Genomic DNA, 16,930 nt, shown 5'->3' with positions numbered 1-16,930 from the left:
TGCTCGTCAGAGCTGACTGAGCTGGACCGACAGTCCGGGATCGGTGGCGACGGTCAGCGGTGACGGTGCCGCGCCACCGGCGATCACGTGGGCGCCGAGCGTCGCGATCATCACGCCGTTGTCGGTGCAGCGGCGCGGGGTCGGGACGCGCAGGGTGATCCCGGCGGCGGCGCAACGCTCACCGGCCAGGGAACGGATGCGCGAGTTCGCGGTGGCACCACCGCCGAGCACCAGGGTGTCGACGCCGAGGTCGTTGCAGGCGCGGATCGCCTTGAGCGTCAGCACATCGGCCACCGCCTCCTGGAACGATGCGGCCACGTCGGCCATCGGCACCTCCACCCCGTCGCGCCGGCACTTCTCGACGTACCGCGCGACCGCGGTCTTCACCCCGGAGAACGAGAAGTCGTAGCGTGCGTCGCGCGGCCCGGTCATACCCCGGGGGAAGGCGATCGCCTGCGGGTCCCCGTCGGTGGCGAGCCGGTCGAGTGCCGGGCCGCCCGGGTAGCCGAGGTCGAGCAGCCGGGCCACCTTGTCGAAGGCCTCACCGGCGGCGTCGTCGACGGTGGTGCCGAGTTCGACGATCGGCGCGGCCAGATCGGTCACGTGCAGCAGGTGGGTGTGACCACCGGACACCAGCAGCGCCACGCATTCGGGCATCGGACCGTGTTCGAGGGTGTCCACCGCGACATGTCCACCGAGGTGATTCATCGCGTACAGCGGCACGTCCCACGCCAGCGCGTAGGCCTTCGCCGCGGCGACACCCACGAGCAGCGCACCGGCCAGACCGGGGCCGATGGTCACCGCGATCGCGTCCGGGCGGTCGATCCCGGCCGCCTCGCGGGCGCGTCGCATGGTCGGCACGATGGCCTCGAGGTGTGCGCGCGAGGCGATCTCGGGTACCACCCCACCGAATCGGGCGTGTTCGTCGACGCTCGAGGCGACCTCGTCGGCCAGCATCACCGCACGTCCGGGTGTGCCGTCGGTGCCGGGCTCCCAGCCGACGATCCCCACTCCGGTCTCGTCGCAGGAACTCTCGATCCCCATCACGATCATGAGTCGGCGCCTCCCGCGTCGTCGGTGCCGACGCGTCCGGATGCCGACGGTCGGATCATTGTGTAGGCATCGGCGCCGGACGGCTGGTAGTAGCCGCGCCGGATGCCCGCTGTGGCAAAACCGTTGCGCTCGTAGAGCGCGATGGCGGTGTCGTTGTCGGTGCGCACCTCGAGAAACACCGGCGCGTCGATCGCGTCGGCGACGGCGAGCAGCGCGTCGAGCAGTGCGCGGCCGTATCCCAGACCGCGGTGGGTGTGTGCCACCGCGATGGTGTGGATCTCGCACTCGTAGGACCCGGGGATCCCGAGGGTGGAGATCCCCGCATATCCGATCACCGGATCGCCGGGATGTTCGCGTGCGGCGAAGTACCGGTTGTAGGGGGCGTTCAGTTCGGCGCGAAAAGCGCTTGCCGGCCACGGGGAGTCACCGGCGAAGCTCTGGTGCTCCACCTCCACGACCCGCGGCACGTCGGCGAGTTCGAGGGCGTCGATCACGAGTTCCCGGGCGCTCACGGCGTCACCGTCTTGGGCCGCTGGTCCTTGCGTTCCACCGCATCCGGGCGACGCAGGTAGAGCGGGACGAGCGGATCCGGGATCGCCCCGGCAAAAACCGCCGTCGCCGCCGCGGTCGCGAGACCCGACACGGTCGGGATGGTCGATGCGGGTTCGGTTGTCGTCCAGCCGATCTGGGACAGGTGCGGTGCCGATCCGCCGACCGCGTCGGGAGTGGTGCCGCCGAGGTCGGCGGCCACCGCGGCGGGCGCGGCGACCTCCGGGCCGCGGATGCGGGTGGCCCGCGAGTAGAGCGCCCAGTACACCTCGCGGCGACGGGCGTCGGTGGCCACGGCGATCGTCGTCGCCGACGGGGTCGTCCGGGCCACCTCCACGGCGATGGCGTCGAGGGAGCACACACCGTACACCGGAAGGCCCAGGGCGTCACCGAAGGCGGCCGCGGTGGCCATCCCGACCCGCAGGCCGGTGAAGGGTCCCGGTCCCACACCGGCGATGACGGCGTCGAGTTGTCCACGGGCGACGCCCGATTCGGTGAGGGTCTCCCCGATCAGCGTGGTGAGCAGTTCGGCGTGGCGACGATGATCGGCGACGGTGCGGTCGGCGAGCACCGTCACCTCCGGCCGCGCGGCGTCGTCGCCGGCCGTGATGGTGGCGATGCCGGTCACCACCGCGTCGGTGGCGGTGTCGACCACGAGGACCGTCCGCGCTCCGCCGGATGAGGTCACCACGGTGCCGACGGACTCGAATTCGGCAGTGCTCACTGGCGATTCACCCATTCCCATTCCGCATGCCGCACATCGGTGTCCGGATCACGGCGCAGTCGTACCATCAGATGCCGGTCGGCGAGCCGCTCGGCCACCCCCTCACCCCACTCCACGACGACCACCGCGTCGGCGATCTCGGTGTCGAGGTCGAGGGCGTCGAGCTCGTCGAGACCGCCGAGCCGGTAGGCGTCCACATGCACCATCCACGGTGCGCCGGGCGTACCGGGGCGATGTTCGCGGGCGATGATGAACGTCGGCGACGACACCCGGCCCACCACCCCGAGACCGGCGGCGATACCGCGGGCCAGCGCGGTCTTCCCGGCCCCGAGCGGTCCGTCCAGGATCACCAGGTCTCCTGCCGAGAGTTGCTGGGCGAGATCGAATCCCAGCGCCTCGGTGTCGGTGACCTCGGATAGTTCCCGCTGTCCGGCGGTCGTGTCGGCGGCCATCACGCATTCTCCTTGAGACGCCACCAGCGGCGGCGGGGTCGCGGGGCGGCCAGGCGTGCCCGCCCGATCAGCTCGTCGATGGCATCGGTGACCCGGTCGGGTACCTCCATCTGCACCATGTGCCCGGCGCCCTCGACCACCTCGAGACGGGAGTCGGCACCGAGTTCGCCGTACATGTGGAGCGAGTTGGGCAGGGGCGTCATCTTGTCCTGGTCACCGCACACCACCACCGACGGCACCTGCCCTATCACCGGCAGACCGAGGGTCTCGTCGTGGGCCTCGAGGACCGACAGGAAGTTCACCACCGTCGCGATCGGCGTGTTCTGCAGCATCTTCTCCACCGCCCGGCCGGCTGCCGGGCTGTGGAACCCGGGTCCGAAACTCGCTGCCACCAGGACCGGTTCGAGGACCATTCGGGTGAGGTCACGGCCGGCCTCGATCACCCGCGGGGTGCGCCGGGCGGCCACCGCGAACGCGTCGAGCAACGGATTGCGCAGGCTGCGGCCGAGTCCTTCGGAGGCCAGCCCGCTCGCCGCGGTCGCCACCAGGGCGACGCCGGCGATGCGCCCGTCGGCGGCGAACAGTTCCGGGTTGCGTCGAGCGAGGCCCATCAATGCCATGCCGCCCATCGAATGGCCCACCAGCACAACCGGTCCCGCAGGGGCGACCGCACGCACCACTTCGCGGAGGTCGGCCACCAGCTGATCCATGGTGCACGTATCCGCGGGGGCGTCCGCACTGCGGCCGTGGCCACGCAGATCGAAGAACACCATCCGAATCCGTCGGTCGGCCCAGCGATCGGCGAGCGCGTACCGCTGGAAATGCCAGCTGGCCAGGCGGAGACTGAAGCCGTGCACGAAGACCACGGTCAGCTCCGGGGTCTCCCCCGAGGTCAGTCCGCCCAGGTCGACGGTCCGGACCGCCAGTGCGAGGCCGTCGGCAGCGGGGACGGTCGACGCCGGATCGTCGTACATGGTGGTGAAGTCGGTGCCGGCGTAGGGATCTCCGCCCGGCGGCACGCGCCGACCCTTCGCGGTGCGCACCGCTCCGGCGGCCGCGAGCCCACCGAGCGCGGCCAGGCCCGCCGCACCCGCGGCCAGGCCGATCCGTTCCGACGGTTTCATCGCCGTCCCCCCACCTGCGGTCCTCCCACCTGCCGACCCTGCGCCTGCAGGGCCTGCACCGGCCGGCCGGACCGCACATAGGTCCGCGCCGTGCGGCCACCGATCCGGGACAGGATCTCGTAGTCGATCGTTCCGACGGCCTCGGCCCATTCCTGTGCGGTCGGCCCGCCGGCGGCACCGTTGCCGAACAGTACGGCGCGGTCGCCCTCCCGGACCCCGCCACCGTCGGGCCCCAGGTCGATCACGATCTGATCCATGCAGATCCGACCGATCTGCGGAAAGTCCCGATCGCCGATCCGCACCCTCAGACGGCCGGATGCGGTGCGCGGCACACCGTCGGCGTATCCCGCGGGTACCACGCCGATCATGGTGTCGCGCTCGGAGATCCAGGTGTGGCTGTAGGAGACGCCCTCACCCGCGGGCAGGTGCTTGACCAGCGCCACCTCGCCGCTCAGCGTCATCGCCGGGACCAGTCCGAAGTCGCGGCCGGGGATCGGCACCCCGCCGTAGATCGCGATACCCGGTCGAACCAGATCGCGCGCGAGATCGGGCCGGGTCAGCGCCGCAGGCGAGTTGGCCAGGTGCATCACCTCGGGGCCGGCCCCGCGTCGCACGAGATCGGCACGTGCGGTGTCCAGTCGCCGCGCCTGCTCGGAGTTGAGGGGATGCTCGGGCTCGTCGCCGCGAGCGAGGTGGCACATCATCGCGCGGACCGTCACGGCCCCCTCGGCGACGGCGGCGGCCAGGTCGGCGGCGAAGTCGGACCATTCGTCCGCCGCCACACCGCTGCGATTGAGTCCGGTGTCGACCTTGACGCTGATGGTGGCGTTGGTGCCGAGGGCGCGCGCTGCGTCCAGGACTCGCCCGAGTTGCCTACGCGACGACACGGCGAGGTCGACCCCGGCGGCGATCGCACCGCCGAAGTCGGCGTCGTTGGTGTGCAACCAGGCGGTGATCGGCGCATCGAGGCCCGCCGCCCGCAGCGCGAGGGCCTCACCGATCACGGCGACACCGAGTTCGGTGGCCCCCGCCTCGAGCGCCGCTCGCGCGACCGGTACCGCGCCGTGCCCGTATCCGTCGGCCTTGACCACCGCGATCACATCGGCTCCGGACGCCGCACGCACCACGGAGACGTTGTGGGCGATGGCGTCGAGGTCGACGGTCGCGGTCAGGGCCGGATTGGTCGGGACCGGATCGGTCTGGGCCGGATCGGTCTGGGCCGGATCGGTCTGGGCCGGGGCGGTCCGTACGGGCGTGGGCAGGGCTGGGTCGTTGGGATCTGGCGTGGTCATCGTCTGCCATTGTCCCAGATCATCGACTGTGATCTGGGTCGGCACCGCCGTGCCGCGACACTCGATCCGAGATGGGCTCGACGACAGCCGGTTCCACGCGCCGCCTGCCTGGCCCGACGTGGGCGCACCGGGCCACGAAGACCGAAACACCGGCGTAACATTTCGTAAACCAGACGGTCGTCACAGCGGTGATATGTTTTCGCCACCAGCCCGAGGAGAGACACCGATGGAAAAGATCGTCGACGAGTTCGATTCACGGCCCGGAAGTGCGACATCGCTGCTCCGGACCGTTCTGGGCGTCACTGTCGGCAACGACCCGACGCACTTGTCGACGTCGAGCATAGTCACCCTGATGGGTGCGGTCGGAGTCGCCGACCAGCCCGCGCGCACCGCCCTCACCCGCCTCAAGGCGAAGGGGCATCTCGTCGCACAGCCCGACGGCCCGACGCCGGGGTACGTGGCCTCCGACCGTGCCGCCCGGGTCTTCGCCCGTGACATCCTCCGCTACGTACGACCGCGCCTGATGACCGACGGCGACCCGTGGTGCCTGATCTCGTTCTCGGTTCCCGAGCAGGATCGGGGCCTACGCCACCAGCTGCGCCGACGCCTCACCTGGATGGGCTGCGGGAATGTGGCCAACGGCCTCTGGATCTGCCCGGCATACATGGACGACGAGGTGCACGAGATGGTCGCCGAGCTGGGCCTGACCGGCCACGTGACCACCTTCATCGTCAGTGAGATCCACGGCGAGACCCGACCGGACGTCGCCGTCACGCGCTGGTGGGACTTCGAGCTCGCCCGCGATCTGCACGATCACTTCCTGGCGGCACACGCCGCGGCGATGGCCGCCTACTCGCAGTCGCCGGACCCGCGCACCGCCTTCCACGGCTGGACCAGGGCACTCGATCTCTGGCGCCCCATCACTTATGTGGATCCGGCACTGCCGTCGTCGATGATGGCGGCCGACTGGCCCGGCACGGTCAGCGTGCCCAAGTTCCTGGAGCTCAGCGACACCCTCGAACAGCCCGCGGGCCGATTCATCGAGGAGGTCACCGGCCGGCGCTCGGCGATGTCGGCGTTCCGTGAGGAGTTGCCGCGATGACCGGGCCGGTGGTGATGCTCGACGGTGCGCAGTTCCGCCGTGCACCGGGACACTGGCAGATCCTGCTCGCCCAGCGCCTCTGCGACGAGGGCATCGAGGTGTCCTATCCGCTGCTACCCGATCTCGACGATCCCGATGTTGACCAGTGGTGCAAGGCTTTTCGCCGCCATATCGACTCGGACACCATCGTGATCGCGCACGGGCTGTCGGCTCACTGCTGGACACGGCTGGCCGCCGATGGTGGCCCCGTCCCCGTCGCGCGCCGTGTCCTGCTGGTCGCCCCGCCCGGCCCGGGCCGACGCCCCTGGGCCGACCCCACTCCCGACCCCGATCTCACGGCCCTGCGACCACTGTCCGTGGAGCCACCGACCATCGTTGTGGCGCAGGATGATCCGTGGCTGAGTGGACACATTCCCGACGCGCCCGCCGATTCCGGGGTCCGGGTGATCACCCTCCCGACCGGAGGCCATCTCAACGAGACGTCCGGGCTCGGCACGTGGGCTCCGGCCCACCACTGGGCGCTCACCGGCGACTGGCCCACCCCTCATGATGACGATGAACCCGATTGCACACCTTGGGCTCTCACCGATATCGTCGGACCCGGAGAGCTTGCCGCGGTTCTCGCCCGGCTCCATCGCCCACACGGACGACGGCTCGGGATCGCCATCACCCCAGGTGTTTCCACCGACGCGACCGCCCAGGTCGCAACCATCCTGACCACCGCCGGGGCCACCCCGGACCGCAGAATGGCCCTGATCCCGCCATCTCCGACCCGAGAAGGGCTGGACACCAACGAGATCGCGTATTTCGTCGACCGTTATGGCCACGAGTACACCACCGTGGTGACCACCGACATCGAGGTACCCGATCCCGCATCCCTGCACGATCCGCTGATCGCCGCGGGGTGCCACCTGGTCCGCATCCCGGCCATCCCCTGATCGGCATGTCACGTTCATGACGGCAAGCACAAATGTGAAATGTATTTGTAACGACAATCCAATACTGCGGTCATCACCGACCGCCAGAATCGTGTGAAGCCCCTTCTCCCGTCTGGGAAAACCACGCCCCCACAGAAACGGAAGCCCCTCATGTCGTCCCGACCGTTTGCAAAGCTCACGACTTCTCTCGCCGGAGCCTGCGCCGCCGCGCTCGCCGTCACCCTCGGCGCCTGCTCCACCGGCACCACCACGGAGTCCACCGGCTCCGGCACCCCGGCCAGCGGACTGCCCGAACAGATCGCCTCCAGCGGCACCCTCAAGCTCGGCGCCGAATGGTCGACCCCGCCGATCATCAGCGTCGACGCGTCCAACACCTCCCAGCCGGTCGGCATCGCCCCGGACCTCGCGGCCGCGATCGGCACCGACCTCGGCCTCACCCCGCAGTGGCGCAACATGCAGTGGCCGGCCCAGCTGCCCGGCCTGCAGTCGGGTGCCGTCGACGCACTCTTCGGCCAGATCTCCGACACCCGTGAACGCGAGGCCGGCGAGTTCGACCTCGTGCCGTTCATCAAGACCACCGAGTCACTGCTGATGTCGGCCGACAAGGCCGCCGGCATCACCTCCCTGGCCGACATGTGCGGCAAGACGATCGGCGCACCCGTCGGCGCCGTCCAGGTCGCCGCCGTGAAGGCGGTCAGCGACAAGGAATGCGCCTCCAACCCCATCAAGGTCTCCGAGTTCCAGGGCGCCAACGCCGCGATCAGCGCCGTGCGTTCCGGTGCCATCGACGCGTGGCTGGACACCACCCCCAGCCAGAAGAGCGCTGTCGCAGCCGATTCCAAGCTCACCGCGGTGGCCGTCCCGGACACCGAGATCGAGCCGCTCTACACCACGATCGCGGTCTCGAAGAAGAACGGCGCGCTGGCCACCGCCTTCGCCGACTCGCTGCGTCGCCTCAGTGAGAACGGCACCTACGCCAAGATCCTCGCCGACAACGACTCCGCCGACTCCGCGGTGACCGTCGACGAGATCAAGGTCAATCCGCTGACCGGCACGCCGGCCGGCACCAAGTGATCGGTGGATGACGAGTGGCCATGTCCAATTCCGTTGCACTCGATCCCCCGGACGTGACGCGGGCCGCCGGCCACGTCGACGTCAACAGCCTGCAAGTGGTTCCGGTCCGGCACTGGGGCCGCATGATCAGTGCGGCCGTGCTGATCGCGATCGTCGCGTTCTGCGTGTACGGCTTCGTGGTCAATCCGAACATCGAGTGGTCGGTCGTCGGCGACTTCCTGCTCGACGGCGGTGTGCTCAAAGGCCTGCTGCTGACCCTCGAGATGACCGTCCTCGGCGTCGGGATCGCAGTGATCCTCGCCGTGGTGATCGGCGTCATGCGGATCTCCGAGAGCAGAATCCTGTCCGGCTTCGCCTCGATCTGGATCTTCTTCTTCCGGGGCATCCCGTTGGTGGTGCTGCTGATCTTCGTCGGCAACCTCGGACTGTTCGTCAACACGGTCAGTATCGCCAATCCCTTCGGCACCGCACCTCTCGTCTCCTTCCAGGTGCAGCAGGTGGTCACCCCGTTCGTGGCGTCGGTGATCGCGCTGGCCCTGACCGGCTCCGGATACATGGCCGAGATCGTCCGCGCCGGCCTGCTCTCGGTGGGCATCGGACAGCACGAGGCGGCCAAGGCGCTCGGCGTGGACGGCGGCAAGACCCTGCGGTACATCGTTCTGCCCCAGGCACTACGGATCATCATCCCGCCGCTGGGCAACGAACTGATCGGCGGCCTCAAGGCCTCGGCGATCGTGTCGGTGATCGCCGGCGGTGACCTCATGACCGCGGTTCTCGGTATCTCCGGCGTCAACTTCCGCACCATCGAGATGCTGATCGTCGCCACCATCTGGTACCTGCTGGTGATCATCCTGCTCTCGATCGGCCAGTACTTCCTCGAACGACGGGCGGCCACCAAATGACGACCACACCCGACATCGTCACCCGGTCGGCCGATCCCGCCACCGACGATCCGATGATCCGGATCTCCGGGGTCCGCAAGTCCTACGGCTCCACCGAGGTCCTCAAGGGTATCGACCTCGACATCCCCACCGGAGAGACGGTCTGCATCATCGGTCCGTCGGGCTCGGGCAAGAGCACCCTGCTACGCACCATGAACCACCTCGAGGACATCTCGGCGGGATCGATCACCGTCGACGGCGACCTGGTGGGCTACCGGCTCAAGCGCGGAAAGCTCTACGAACTCCGCGAATCCGAGGCGTGCCGGCGCCGCCTGGAGATCGGGATGGTGTTCCAGCACTTCAATCTCTTCCCGCACATGACCGCCCTGGAGAACGTGACCTTCGCCCCGATCAAGGTCAAGCGTGAATCCCCCGCGGCGGCCACCGAGTACGCGCGCTCGCTGCTGGCGCGCGTCGGGCTGGCCGACAAGGAGGGCTCCTACCCGTCGAAACTGTCCGGCGGGCAGCAGCAGCGGGTCGCGATCGCCCGGGCACTCGCCATGCGTCCCAAGGTGATGCTGTTCGACGAACCCACCAGCGCGCTCGATCCCGAGCTCGTCGGCGAGGTGCTGTCGGTGATCAAGGACCTGGCCCGCACCGGCGGGATCACCATGGTCGTGGTCACCCATGAGATGGGTTTCGCCCGCGAGGTCAGTGACCGTGTGGTGTTCATGGATGCCGGTACCATCGTCGAGGTCGGTCCCCCGGCGCAGGTCTTCGACACACCCGCCCACGACCGCACCCGCACGTTCTTGTCGGCGGTGCTCCGATGACGAACACCGCGACGACGGACCCGTCGAGATGACCGATCCGATCGCGTTGGTCGCCGGGGCCACCGGTCCGCTCGGACGGAGGATGGTCGACCACCTGTCCGAACTCGGGCTACGCGTGGCCGCACTCAGTCGTTCCGGGGACCACCCGCCCGGCGCGCAGTGGTCGACGGCCTGCGACATCACCGACGCCGCGGCCGTCGACACCGCGCTCACCGATCTCGAGGCCCGTCTCGGAGCGGTGGACGTGCTGGTCAACGCAGCCCATCCGCGGGCGCCGGGCGCCACCGCCGTGGCCGACCTCGGTGCCGACGAACTCGCCGCGCAGCTCGCCGCCGTCGCCGGCCACCTCACCCTGTGCCGACGCGTCCTGCCGAGTATGCGGGCCGCCGGATCGGGGCGGATCGTGTACCTGGCCGGTGCGCTGATGGCCCGGCCGATCGCCGGACACGCGGCATACGGCACGGCCAAGGCGGCCGCCACCACCCTGACCCGGTACCTCGCCGTCGAGGAAGGCCGGTACGGGATCACCGCCAACATCGTCGCACCGGGTCGTGTGGTCGATCCCGACGATCCGGTCGACACCGACCCCGGCTGGGTGGCCGCCGCCGAGGCCCTGACCGCGCGGATGTCGTTGCCGGACTTCCCCACATCCGCCGACGTTGCGATCACGGTCGGAACCCTGGTGACCAACCCCGCGGTCACCGGACAGACGATCTGGGTGACCGGTGGCGAACCGATCACCTGATCTATCCACTCCCCCTTCATGATTCGAGGTACCCCCATGTCCATCACGGATACGACGAGCACGGAAACACCCAGCACCGACCGGACCGGAACCGGCAGCGTGGCCGGTCCGGACACCCCGCCGGCCGGTGCCGATGCCGCCATCCCCGAGCTGCTTCCGCTCGACTCCGCCGACGCCGTGCTCACCAATGCCCGCAGGCTGCTCCCCGTCGTCGCCGAGGAAGCCGACGAGATGGAGCGGATCGCGCGCCTGAGTCCCCGGCTGACCACCGCATTCCGTCGCGCCGGCGTGTTCCAGATGGCGTTCCCCGCTTTCCGCGGCGGACTCGAGATGGGTCTGCGCCGGCAACTCGACGTGGTTGCCGAAGTGGCCACCGTCGACGCCTCGGCCGCATGGAACATCGGTGTGCTCAACGCGACCGGTTACTACGCCGCCCGCCTCGGTGACGAGGCCTACGCCGAGCTCTACCCCACCCGCGACATGCCGACCAGTGGTTCGTTCCATCCGCGCGGCCGCGCCCAGGTGGTTCCCGGCGGCTATCTCGTGAGCGGGCACTGGGATTGGGGCAGCGGCAGCTACGTCGCCGAGCACGTGATCGGCAGCGCCAACGTCTTCGACGGCGACCAGCCGGTGATCGGCCCGACCGGCAAGCAGTTGCATCTGGGGATCTGGCTTCCGCGTGAGGCAATCACGGTGTGCGACAACTGGCAGGTGCTCGGGGTCAGCGGCTCGGGCAGCACCTCCTACGAGATCATCGAGCCCGCCTTCGTCCCCGCGTCACACTCGTTCGACCGCGACGCCGACTACGACCAGAACAAGGACCCGCTCAACCGGAGCGTCCACGTCAGCCACTTCGCGCTCACCGGCGTGGCCCTCGGTGTGGCCCGGCACCTGGTGGACATCACCGCCGACATCATCTCGGCGCGCGGCGTCTCCCACCTCGACGCCGCCACACTGCAGCGATTCGGTGAGGCGATCGCCGAGGTCGACTTCGCCTATGCGGGCAGCCGCCACGTCGCCGACATCACCGACGACACCATCTTCTCCGACCGGGTGCTCACCCCCACCGCACAGGCCCGGATGACCGGTGTCAATGCGGTCGCGGGCCTGGCGCTGCGCCGGGTCGTCGACCTCACCACCGATCTGGCGCGCGCCGGCTTCATCCGCGACGTCGACCCGATGCAGCGTGTCCTCCGGGATGCCTACGGTGCGCTCGCACACGCAGGCACCCGCCGTGATCATCTCGGCGCGCTGGCCCGCGCCGGGCTGAGCAGTGGCGGGGTGGACACCTCCGGGATGATGCCGGCCGAGCGAGCCCGCGAGCTGTTCGCCGAGCGCGGATGAGTGCCGACGCCGGCTCACCGGCGATGGTCGGTCCCACGCCGCGTGTGCGCGTGGTGATCGACCGGGCCGACGCGCCCCGCTGCGGAGCCCGGGTCGGCGACCACGTCACCATCGATGAGTCACGGATGTCCACGGACGGAAAGCCTTTCTGTCCCAACGCGTTGTCGGCGGTGTTGCCGTGCCTGGGCACACGCCAGATGCCGCTGCCCGCCGACGACTGGCTGCTGCGCAAGCCCTACTTCCTGTGCCCGCACGTCGAGGAGAACGTGGTGATCACGATCGTGCCCGAGCCGGACGAGACGTCATGAGCGTCACCGTGCGCTGCACCGTCGAGTCGATGAACTACTCGGCATGCGGCCTGACCGTCGGCGATCACTTCGACCTGTCCGACACCGGGGTCATCGTGCCCGAGGGAAAGCAGTTCTGCTACTTCGCAATTGCCAACGTCTTGCCGGTCGTCCTCGGACGTCTCGACGCCGCAGAGGCCGACCGCTACCTGAGGTCGTCGCCGCTTCTCGCCTGTCCGGACGCCCCGGAGGCCGTGCGGATGCGGGTCAGCGTGCTCGACGAGTCGGGCGTCATCACAAGCGAAAGGAGTGCCGGATGACCGGCCTCGTGTTCAGTGCCCGCATCGGTTCCCACGTCAGCGTGGCCGATGTGGTGGCCAAGGCGGAGCTGGCCGAACATGCCGGGTTCGACCAGGTCTGGACCGGCAACGACTTCCTCGGCGAACCGGGCCTGGTGAGCCTGGCAGCGATCGCGTCACGTACCGACCGCATCCGATTCGGCTGCGGCGTGGTCGACCCCGTCACACTGCATCCCGGACAGATCGCGATGTTCGCCTCGGGCCTGCAGGAATTGTCCGGCGGACGGTTCATCGTAGGTGTCGGAGCGGGGTCGGACGTGTTCTACGCCAAGGCCGGGATCGCACCGCCGTCGGGGCCGGTCGCCCGCACCCGCGACGCCGTGGTGGCGATCAAAGAGCTCTCCGCCGGCCGCAGTCCGGCCGGTGTGCCCGGAGCCGGACCCGGCTGGACCGACCTCGCGATACCGCGTTACGCCCACGAGGTCGAGGTATACGTCGGTGCGATGGGCCCGCAGATGCTGCGGGTCGCCGGACGCTACGCCGCCGGCGCCCTGCCCCTGTGTCTGCCACCGCGCCATGTCTTCTCGGTGATGAAGGAGATCAGCACCGGCGCCGCCGACAAGGGGCGCGACATCGCCGACATCGACATCGCCGCCTGCGTGTGGGCGTCGATCGCCGATGATCGCGACGAGGCACGCCACGCGATGGCCCATCAGATCGCGCTCTACTCCGGGTCGCTGCCCGCCGTAGTCCTCGCCGAGCACGGTTTCGACCCCGACGAGTTCGCCCACACCCAACGACTGCTCGACACCGAGGGCGTCGACGCCGCCACCGCATCGGTCACCGATGGGATGCTCGGCCTCGGCATCGTCGGTGGCGTGGACGATGTGATCGCCCAGTGCTCCGAGCTGATCGAGGCCGGGGCCCGGCACATCTCCTTCGGTCCGCCGATCGGGGCCGATCCACTCCACGCCCTCGAGTTGATCGGCACCACGGTGCTGCCCGAGTTGCGCCGGCTCGCCGATTCCTGATCCCGGGTGTCCCCACTCCCTGTCCCTGAACCCCTGCAGCACAACGAAACATGGTGAGACAACGATGACCCTCCTGCACGTACGGTCGAGCATCAGCGAGATGCCGCCCTATGTGGCCGGTAAACCACCCGTCGCGAAACCCGGGGTCGCCCGGTACAAACTGTCGTCCAACGAGAACCCGTATCCGCCGCTGCCCGGCGTGGTCGCGGCCGTCGACCTGGCGGTACGTGACTCCAACCGCTATCCCGACATGGGCAACGCCGAGCTTTATGCCGCACTGGCCGAGAGCCTTTCGGTACCCACGGCGAATCTGGCCGTGGCCGCCGGATCGGCCGCCATCATCTACGACCTTCTCTCCAGCGTGTGCGAGCCGGGCGACAACGTCGTCTACCCGTGGCCCAGTTTCGAGGCCTACCCGATCGCGGTACTCGCCGCCAACGCGCGGTCGGAGCAGGTCCCGCTCACCGCCGACGGGCGCCACGACCTGGACGCCATGGCCGACCGCATCGACGATCGCACCCGCGCCGTGATCCTGTGCACACCCAACAACCCCACCGGCGCGGCGTTGACGCACACCGAGATCCTCCGGTTCCTCGACTCCGTCCCCGCGCACGTCCTGGTGATCCTGGACGAGGCCTATGCGGAGTTCGTGCGGATGGATGATCCCGTGGACGGGATCGCGATCGCCACCGCACGCACCAACGTCGCCGTGGCACGGACGTTCTCGAAGGCCTATGGCCTCGCCGGCCTGCGGGTGGGCTACGCCTACGCACCCACCGAGATCGCCGCAGCATTGCGCGCCGTCGCCGTCCCGTTCGGGGTGAGTCTGCCCGCACAGGCCGCGGCGGTGGCGTCGCTGCAGTTGCGCTCGGAGTTGCTCGAGCGCGTGGACGCCCTGGTCGTCGAGCGCCTGCGCGTGGTCGGCGGCCTCGCCGAGATCGGCTGGGACGTGGGTGATCCGCAGGGCAACTTCGTCTGGCTTCGCTTCCCCGATGCCGACGGGGCCGCGGCGTTCGTCGCCGAGGCCGGCGAGATCGGACTGTCGGTACGTCCGCTGGCCGGAACCGGAGTACGCGTCTCGATCGGCGAGACCGAGGCCAACACACGTCTTCTCGACCTCGCAGCCCGGATGATCCCCGCCCCGACCGCTCCGAAGGAGTGACCATGTCCATCGCCGCCGAATCCTCTGTCTCCCCATCTCCCGTTTCCGACTCTGCTGTCTCCGACTCTGCTGTGCCCGACGATCAGCCGAGCGGTATCCCTGTCCGATGGTCGTCGTCGTCGCTCGACGAGGAGCGCCACCGCCGCAAGGTCGCACTGGTCGGCGGCTACCGACTGCTGTCGCGATTCGGCATGGACGAGGGTGTCGCAGGGCACATCACTGCTCGTGATCCCGAACTGTCCGACCACTTCTGGACCGCACGGTGGGGTGCCTATTTCGGCACGGTCTGCCCCGAGGACCTGATCTTGGTCAACGCCGACGGTGACATCGTCGAGGGCAGCGGACCGCTCAACGGGGCGACCTTCGCCATCCATGCGGCCATCCATGACAAACGGCCGGATGTGGTCGGTGCGGTGCATGCGCACGGCCTGTATGGCAAGGCGTTCTCGGCGATGGGTCGTGAGCTCGGCGCGATGACACAGGACGCGTGCGCGTTCTACCAGGATCACATCCTGTATCCGAACTATGACGGTGTCGTCTTCGCCGCCGAGGAGGGACGTCGGATCGCCGCGGCCCTCGGTCCGCGTAAGGCGGCGATCCTGGCCAATCACGGGCATCTGACGGTGGGGACGACCGTCGAGTCGGCGGTGTGGTGGTTCATCACGATGGAACGGTCGATGCAGGCCGAGATGATCGCGCTGGCCGCCGGTACCCCCACCATGCTCGATCATGACACCGCGGTGGCAACCGGTGCCACTGTCGGCGGTGAGGCCGTCGGATGGTTCCAGTACCAGTCGATCATTCCCAGGATCGTCCGCGAGCAGCCCGACTTCGCCGAGGTGTGGGGAGCGGGCGTCTGATGGGTCTGCAGGTTTTGTTGTTGCCGCCCAACCCTTCTCCCGCCCTACTCGATGCGGTCGAACCCGATGGCGTCGATGTTGAGGTGACCCGGCTGCCCGAGCACACCCCCGATGCCCTGCGGGCGGCGCTGCCGCACTGCGACGTGATCGTCGGCGACTGGTCGGGACAGTTGCGGCTGGACGAGACCGAGGCCGCGCTCGCCGAGCGCACGATACTGGTCCAGCAGCCGACCGCCGGTGTCGAGACGATCGATCTCGATGCCTGGGCCCGCCGTGGCGTCCCGGTGGCGAACATCGGTCCGGCGAACTCGTGGTCGGTGACCGAGTGGTGCCTGGGTGCGACGATGAACCTGCTGCGGTCGTATCGGTGGGCCGACGCACAGGTACGAGGTGGTCGGTGGCCTCAGCTGGGCATCCTCGACGAGGCCCGGCCGCGAGAGCTTCGTGGCAGCCGCGTGGGTGTGGTGGGCGCCGGCCAGATCGGCACTCGTCTGTGCGGGATGTATGCGGCCCTCGGATGTACGGTGTCGTACTGGTCGCCCCGTTCGCGGATCGGCGGTGCGTCGTGGACGCCGTTGCCGGAGTTGTTGTCCGACAGTGACATCGTGATCATCGCGATCGCCCGCACCCCGGACACGCTGGGTCTCATCGGCCGGCACGAGGTGGACACCCTCCCCGAGGACTCCATCCTGATCGATGTGAGTAGGGGTGGCATCGTCGACCAGAACGCGGTGCTGGAGCGAGTCCGCGCCCGAACCATGACCGGCGCCGCGCTCGACGTTTTCGGCACCGAGCCCCCGCAACTGGCACCGGCGGTGTTGGGCGAGGAGAACGTCCTGCTGAGCCCCCATGTCGCCGGCGTGACCCGCAATTCGGTTGCCGCACAGGTCGGTGCGGTCCGCGACAACATCCTGGCCGTGGCAACCGGGGAACCCTTGCTACACGTCCTGAACCGGTGACCTGTCGGCACCTCCGCACGCGACCACCATCGGCGCATCCCTGCTCAATCAGTTACTCACCGTGGGTGGTTGAGCCGACCAGGAGCGTAGCGACCAGCTGTTGGTGGTTGAGCCGATGAGGAGCGAAGCGACAAGGCGTGTCGAAACCTCTGTCGGCCGAACTCGTCAACGTCACCACCCCGGAGGCGGTCACCACCCAACGTGCGCTGCGGAGATTTCGA

The 16,930-nt window shown here is 69.1% G+C and carries 19 protein-coding genes; 13 read left to right on the top strand and 6 right to left on the bottom strand.

What is annotated here, in order from left to right; all coding sequences use genetic code 11:
• Window positions 1–6: 6 nt before the first annotated feature.
• Genes tsaD through alr form a run of 6 tightly spaced genes read right to left on the bottom strand, consistent with a single transcriptional unit; the run spans window position 7 to window position 5,194 of the window.
• Window positions 7–1,053 (bottom strand): tRNA (adenosine(37)-N6)-threonylcarbamoyltransferase complex transferase subunit TsaD, encoded by a 1,047-nt coding sequence (gene tsaD, locus ACWDUA_RS19415; protein ID WP_449752643.1) that lies wholly within the window; start codon window positions 1,051–1,053, stop codon window positions 7–9.
• Complete coding sequence (rimI, locus tag ACWDUA_RS19410) at window positions 1,050–1,565, bottom strand: ribosomal protein S18-alanine N-acetyltransferase (RefSeq protein WP_449752642.1); 516 nt, start codon at window positions 1,563–1,565, stop codon at window positions 1,050–1,052. Before rimI ends, tsaD begins: the two co-directional genes overlap by 4 nt.
• The gene (gene tsaB, locus ACWDUA_RS19405; RefSeq protein WP_449752641.1) at window positions 1,562–2,341 is read right to left on the bottom strand and encodes a tRNA (adenosine(37)-N6)-threonylcarbamoyltransferase complex dimerization subunit type 1 TsaB; all 780 of its coding nucleotides are present in this window, start codon (window positions 2,339–2,341) and stop codon (window positions 1,562–1,564) included. Before tsaB ends, rimI begins: the two co-directional genes overlap by 4 nt.
• Window positions 2,323–2,778, bottom strand: a complete 456-nt coding sequence (tsaE, locus tag ACWDUA_RS19400; protein ID WP_449752640.1) for a tRNA (adenosine(37)-N6)-threonylcarbamoyltransferase complex ATPase subunit type 1 TsaE — start codon at window positions 2,776–2,778, stop codon at window positions 2,323–2,325. The genes tsaB and tsaE overlap by 19 nt, the downstream gene beginning before the upstream one ends.
• Window positions 2,778–3,902, bottom strand: coding sequence for an alpha/beta fold hydrolase (locus ACWDUA_RS19395; protein ID WP_449752639.1), 1,125 nt, complete (start codon window positions 3,900–3,902; stop codon window positions 2,778–2,780). The genes tsaE and ACWDUA_RS19395 overlap by 1 nt, the downstream gene beginning before the upstream one ends.
• Window positions 3,899–5,194 carry an alanine racemase gene (alr, locus tag ACWDUA_RS19390; protein ID WP_449752638.1) on the bottom strand — a complete coding sequence of 432 codons (1,296 nt, stop codon included), beginning with the start codon at window positions 5,192–5,194 and terminating at the stop codon, window positions 3,899–3,901. The genes ACWDUA_RS19395 and alr overlap by 4 nt, the downstream gene beginning before the upstream one ends.
• A 226-nt stretch (window positions 5,195–5,420) precedes the next feature.
• Here alr and ACWDUA_RS19385 point away from each other — a divergent pair, with 226 nt between their 5' ends.
• The 13 genes from ACWDUA_RS19385 (at window position 5,421) to ACWDUA_RS19325 (ending at window position 16,709) form a co-directional block, all read left to right on the top strand.
• Entirely contained in the window at window positions 5,421–6,296 is an 876-nt protein-coding gene (locus ACWDUA_RS19385; RefSeq protein WP_449752637.1) for a PaaX family transcriptional regulator, read from the top strand.
• Window positions 6,293–7,234 carry an alpha/beta hydrolase gene (locus tag ACWDUA_RS19380; protein WP_449752636.1) on the top strand — a complete coding sequence of 314 codons (942 nt, stop codon included), beginning with the start codon at window positions 6,293–6,295 and terminating at the stop codon, window positions 7,232–7,234. The genes ACWDUA_RS19385 and ACWDUA_RS19380 overlap by 4 nt, the downstream gene beginning before the upstream one ends.
• A gap of 150 nt (window positions 7,235–7,384) precedes the next feature.
• On the top strand, window positions 7,385–8,308 hold the full coding sequence (locus ACWDUA_RS19375; RefSeq protein ID WP_449752635.1) for a transporter substrate-binding domain-containing protein: 924 nt from the start codon (window positions 7,385–7,387) through the stop codon (window positions 8,306–8,308).
• Window positions 8,309–8,328: 20 nt separating this feature from the next.
• Window positions 8,329–9,210: an amino acid ABC transporter permease gene (locus ACWDUA_RS19370; protein WP_449752634.1), complete on the top strand. Its 882-nt coding sequence runs from the start codon at window positions 8,329–8,331 to the stop codon at window positions 9,208–9,210.
• Window positions 9,207–10,022 carry an amino acid ABC transporter ATP-binding protein gene (locus tag ACWDUA_RS19365; protein WP_449752633.1) on the top strand — a complete coding sequence of 272 codons (816 nt, stop codon included), beginning with the start codon at window positions 9,207–9,209 and terminating at the stop codon, window positions 10,020–10,022. Before ACWDUA_RS19370 ends, ACWDUA_RS19365 begins: the two co-directional genes overlap by 4 nt.
• Window positions 10,023–10,050: 28 nt before the next feature.
• Complete coding sequence (locus ACWDUA_RS19360; protein WP_449752632.1) at window positions 10,051–10,767, top strand: SDR family NAD(P)-dependent oxidoreductase; 717 nt, start codon at window positions 10,051–10,053, stop codon at window positions 10,765–10,767.
• Between the two features lie 36 nt (window positions 10,768–10,803).
• Complete coding sequence (locus ACWDUA_RS19355; protein WP_449752631.1) at window positions 10,804–12,111, top strand: hypothetical protein; 1,308 nt, start codon at window positions 10,804–10,806, stop codon at window positions 12,109–12,111.
• Entirely contained in the window at window positions 12,108–12,419 is a 312-nt protein-coding gene (locus ACWDUA_RS19350) for a hypothetical protein (RefSeq protein WP_449752630.1), read from the top strand. Before ACWDUA_RS19355 ends, ACWDUA_RS19350 begins: the two co-directional genes overlap by 4 nt.
• The gene (locus ACWDUA_RS19345; RefSeq protein ID WP_449752629.1) at window positions 12,416–12,718 is read left to right on the top strand and encodes a TIGR04076 family protein; all 303 of its coding nucleotides are present in this window, start codon (window positions 12,416–12,418) and stop codon (window positions 12,716–12,718) included. Before ACWDUA_RS19350 ends, ACWDUA_RS19345 begins: the two co-directional genes overlap by 4 nt.
• The gene (locus tag ACWDUA_RS19340) at window positions 12,715–13,728 is read left to right on the top strand and encodes an LLM class flavin-dependent oxidoreductase (RefSeq protein WP_449752628.1); all 1,014 of its coding nucleotides are present in this window, start codon (window positions 12,715–12,717) and stop codon (window positions 13,726–13,728) included. The genes ACWDUA_RS19345 and ACWDUA_RS19340 overlap by 4 nt, the downstream gene beginning before the upstream one ends.
• Window positions 13,729–13,792: 64 nt before the next feature.
• Window positions 13,793–14,890 (top strand): histidinol-phosphate transaminase, encoded by a 1,098-nt coding sequence (hisC, locus tag ACWDUA_RS19335; RefSeq protein ID WP_449752627.1) that lies wholly within the window; start codon window positions 13,793–13,795, stop codon window positions 14,888–14,890.
• Window positions 14,891–14,892: 2 nt separating this feature from the next.
• Window positions 14,893–15,750: a class II aldolase/adducin family protein gene (locus ACWDUA_RS19330; protein ID WP_449752626.1), complete on the top strand. Its 858-nt coding sequence runs from the start codon at window positions 14,893–14,895 to the stop codon at window positions 15,748–15,750.
• The gene (locus ACWDUA_RS19325) at window positions 15,750–16,709 is read left to right on the top strand and encodes an NAD(P)-dependent oxidoreductase (protein ID WP_449752625.1); all 960 of its coding nucleotides are present in this window, start codon (window positions 15,750–15,752) and stop codon (window positions 16,707–16,709) included. Before ACWDUA_RS19330 ends, ACWDUA_RS19325 begins: the two co-directional genes overlap by 1 nt.
• The last annotated feature ends 221 nt before the right edge of the window (window positions 16,710–16,930 follow it).

Source organism: Gordonia sp. NPDC003376 (assembly GCF_053589235.1).
Note: the sequence above shows the minus strand (reverse complement) of the source record. Positions and strands in the feature narration are given on the sequence as shown.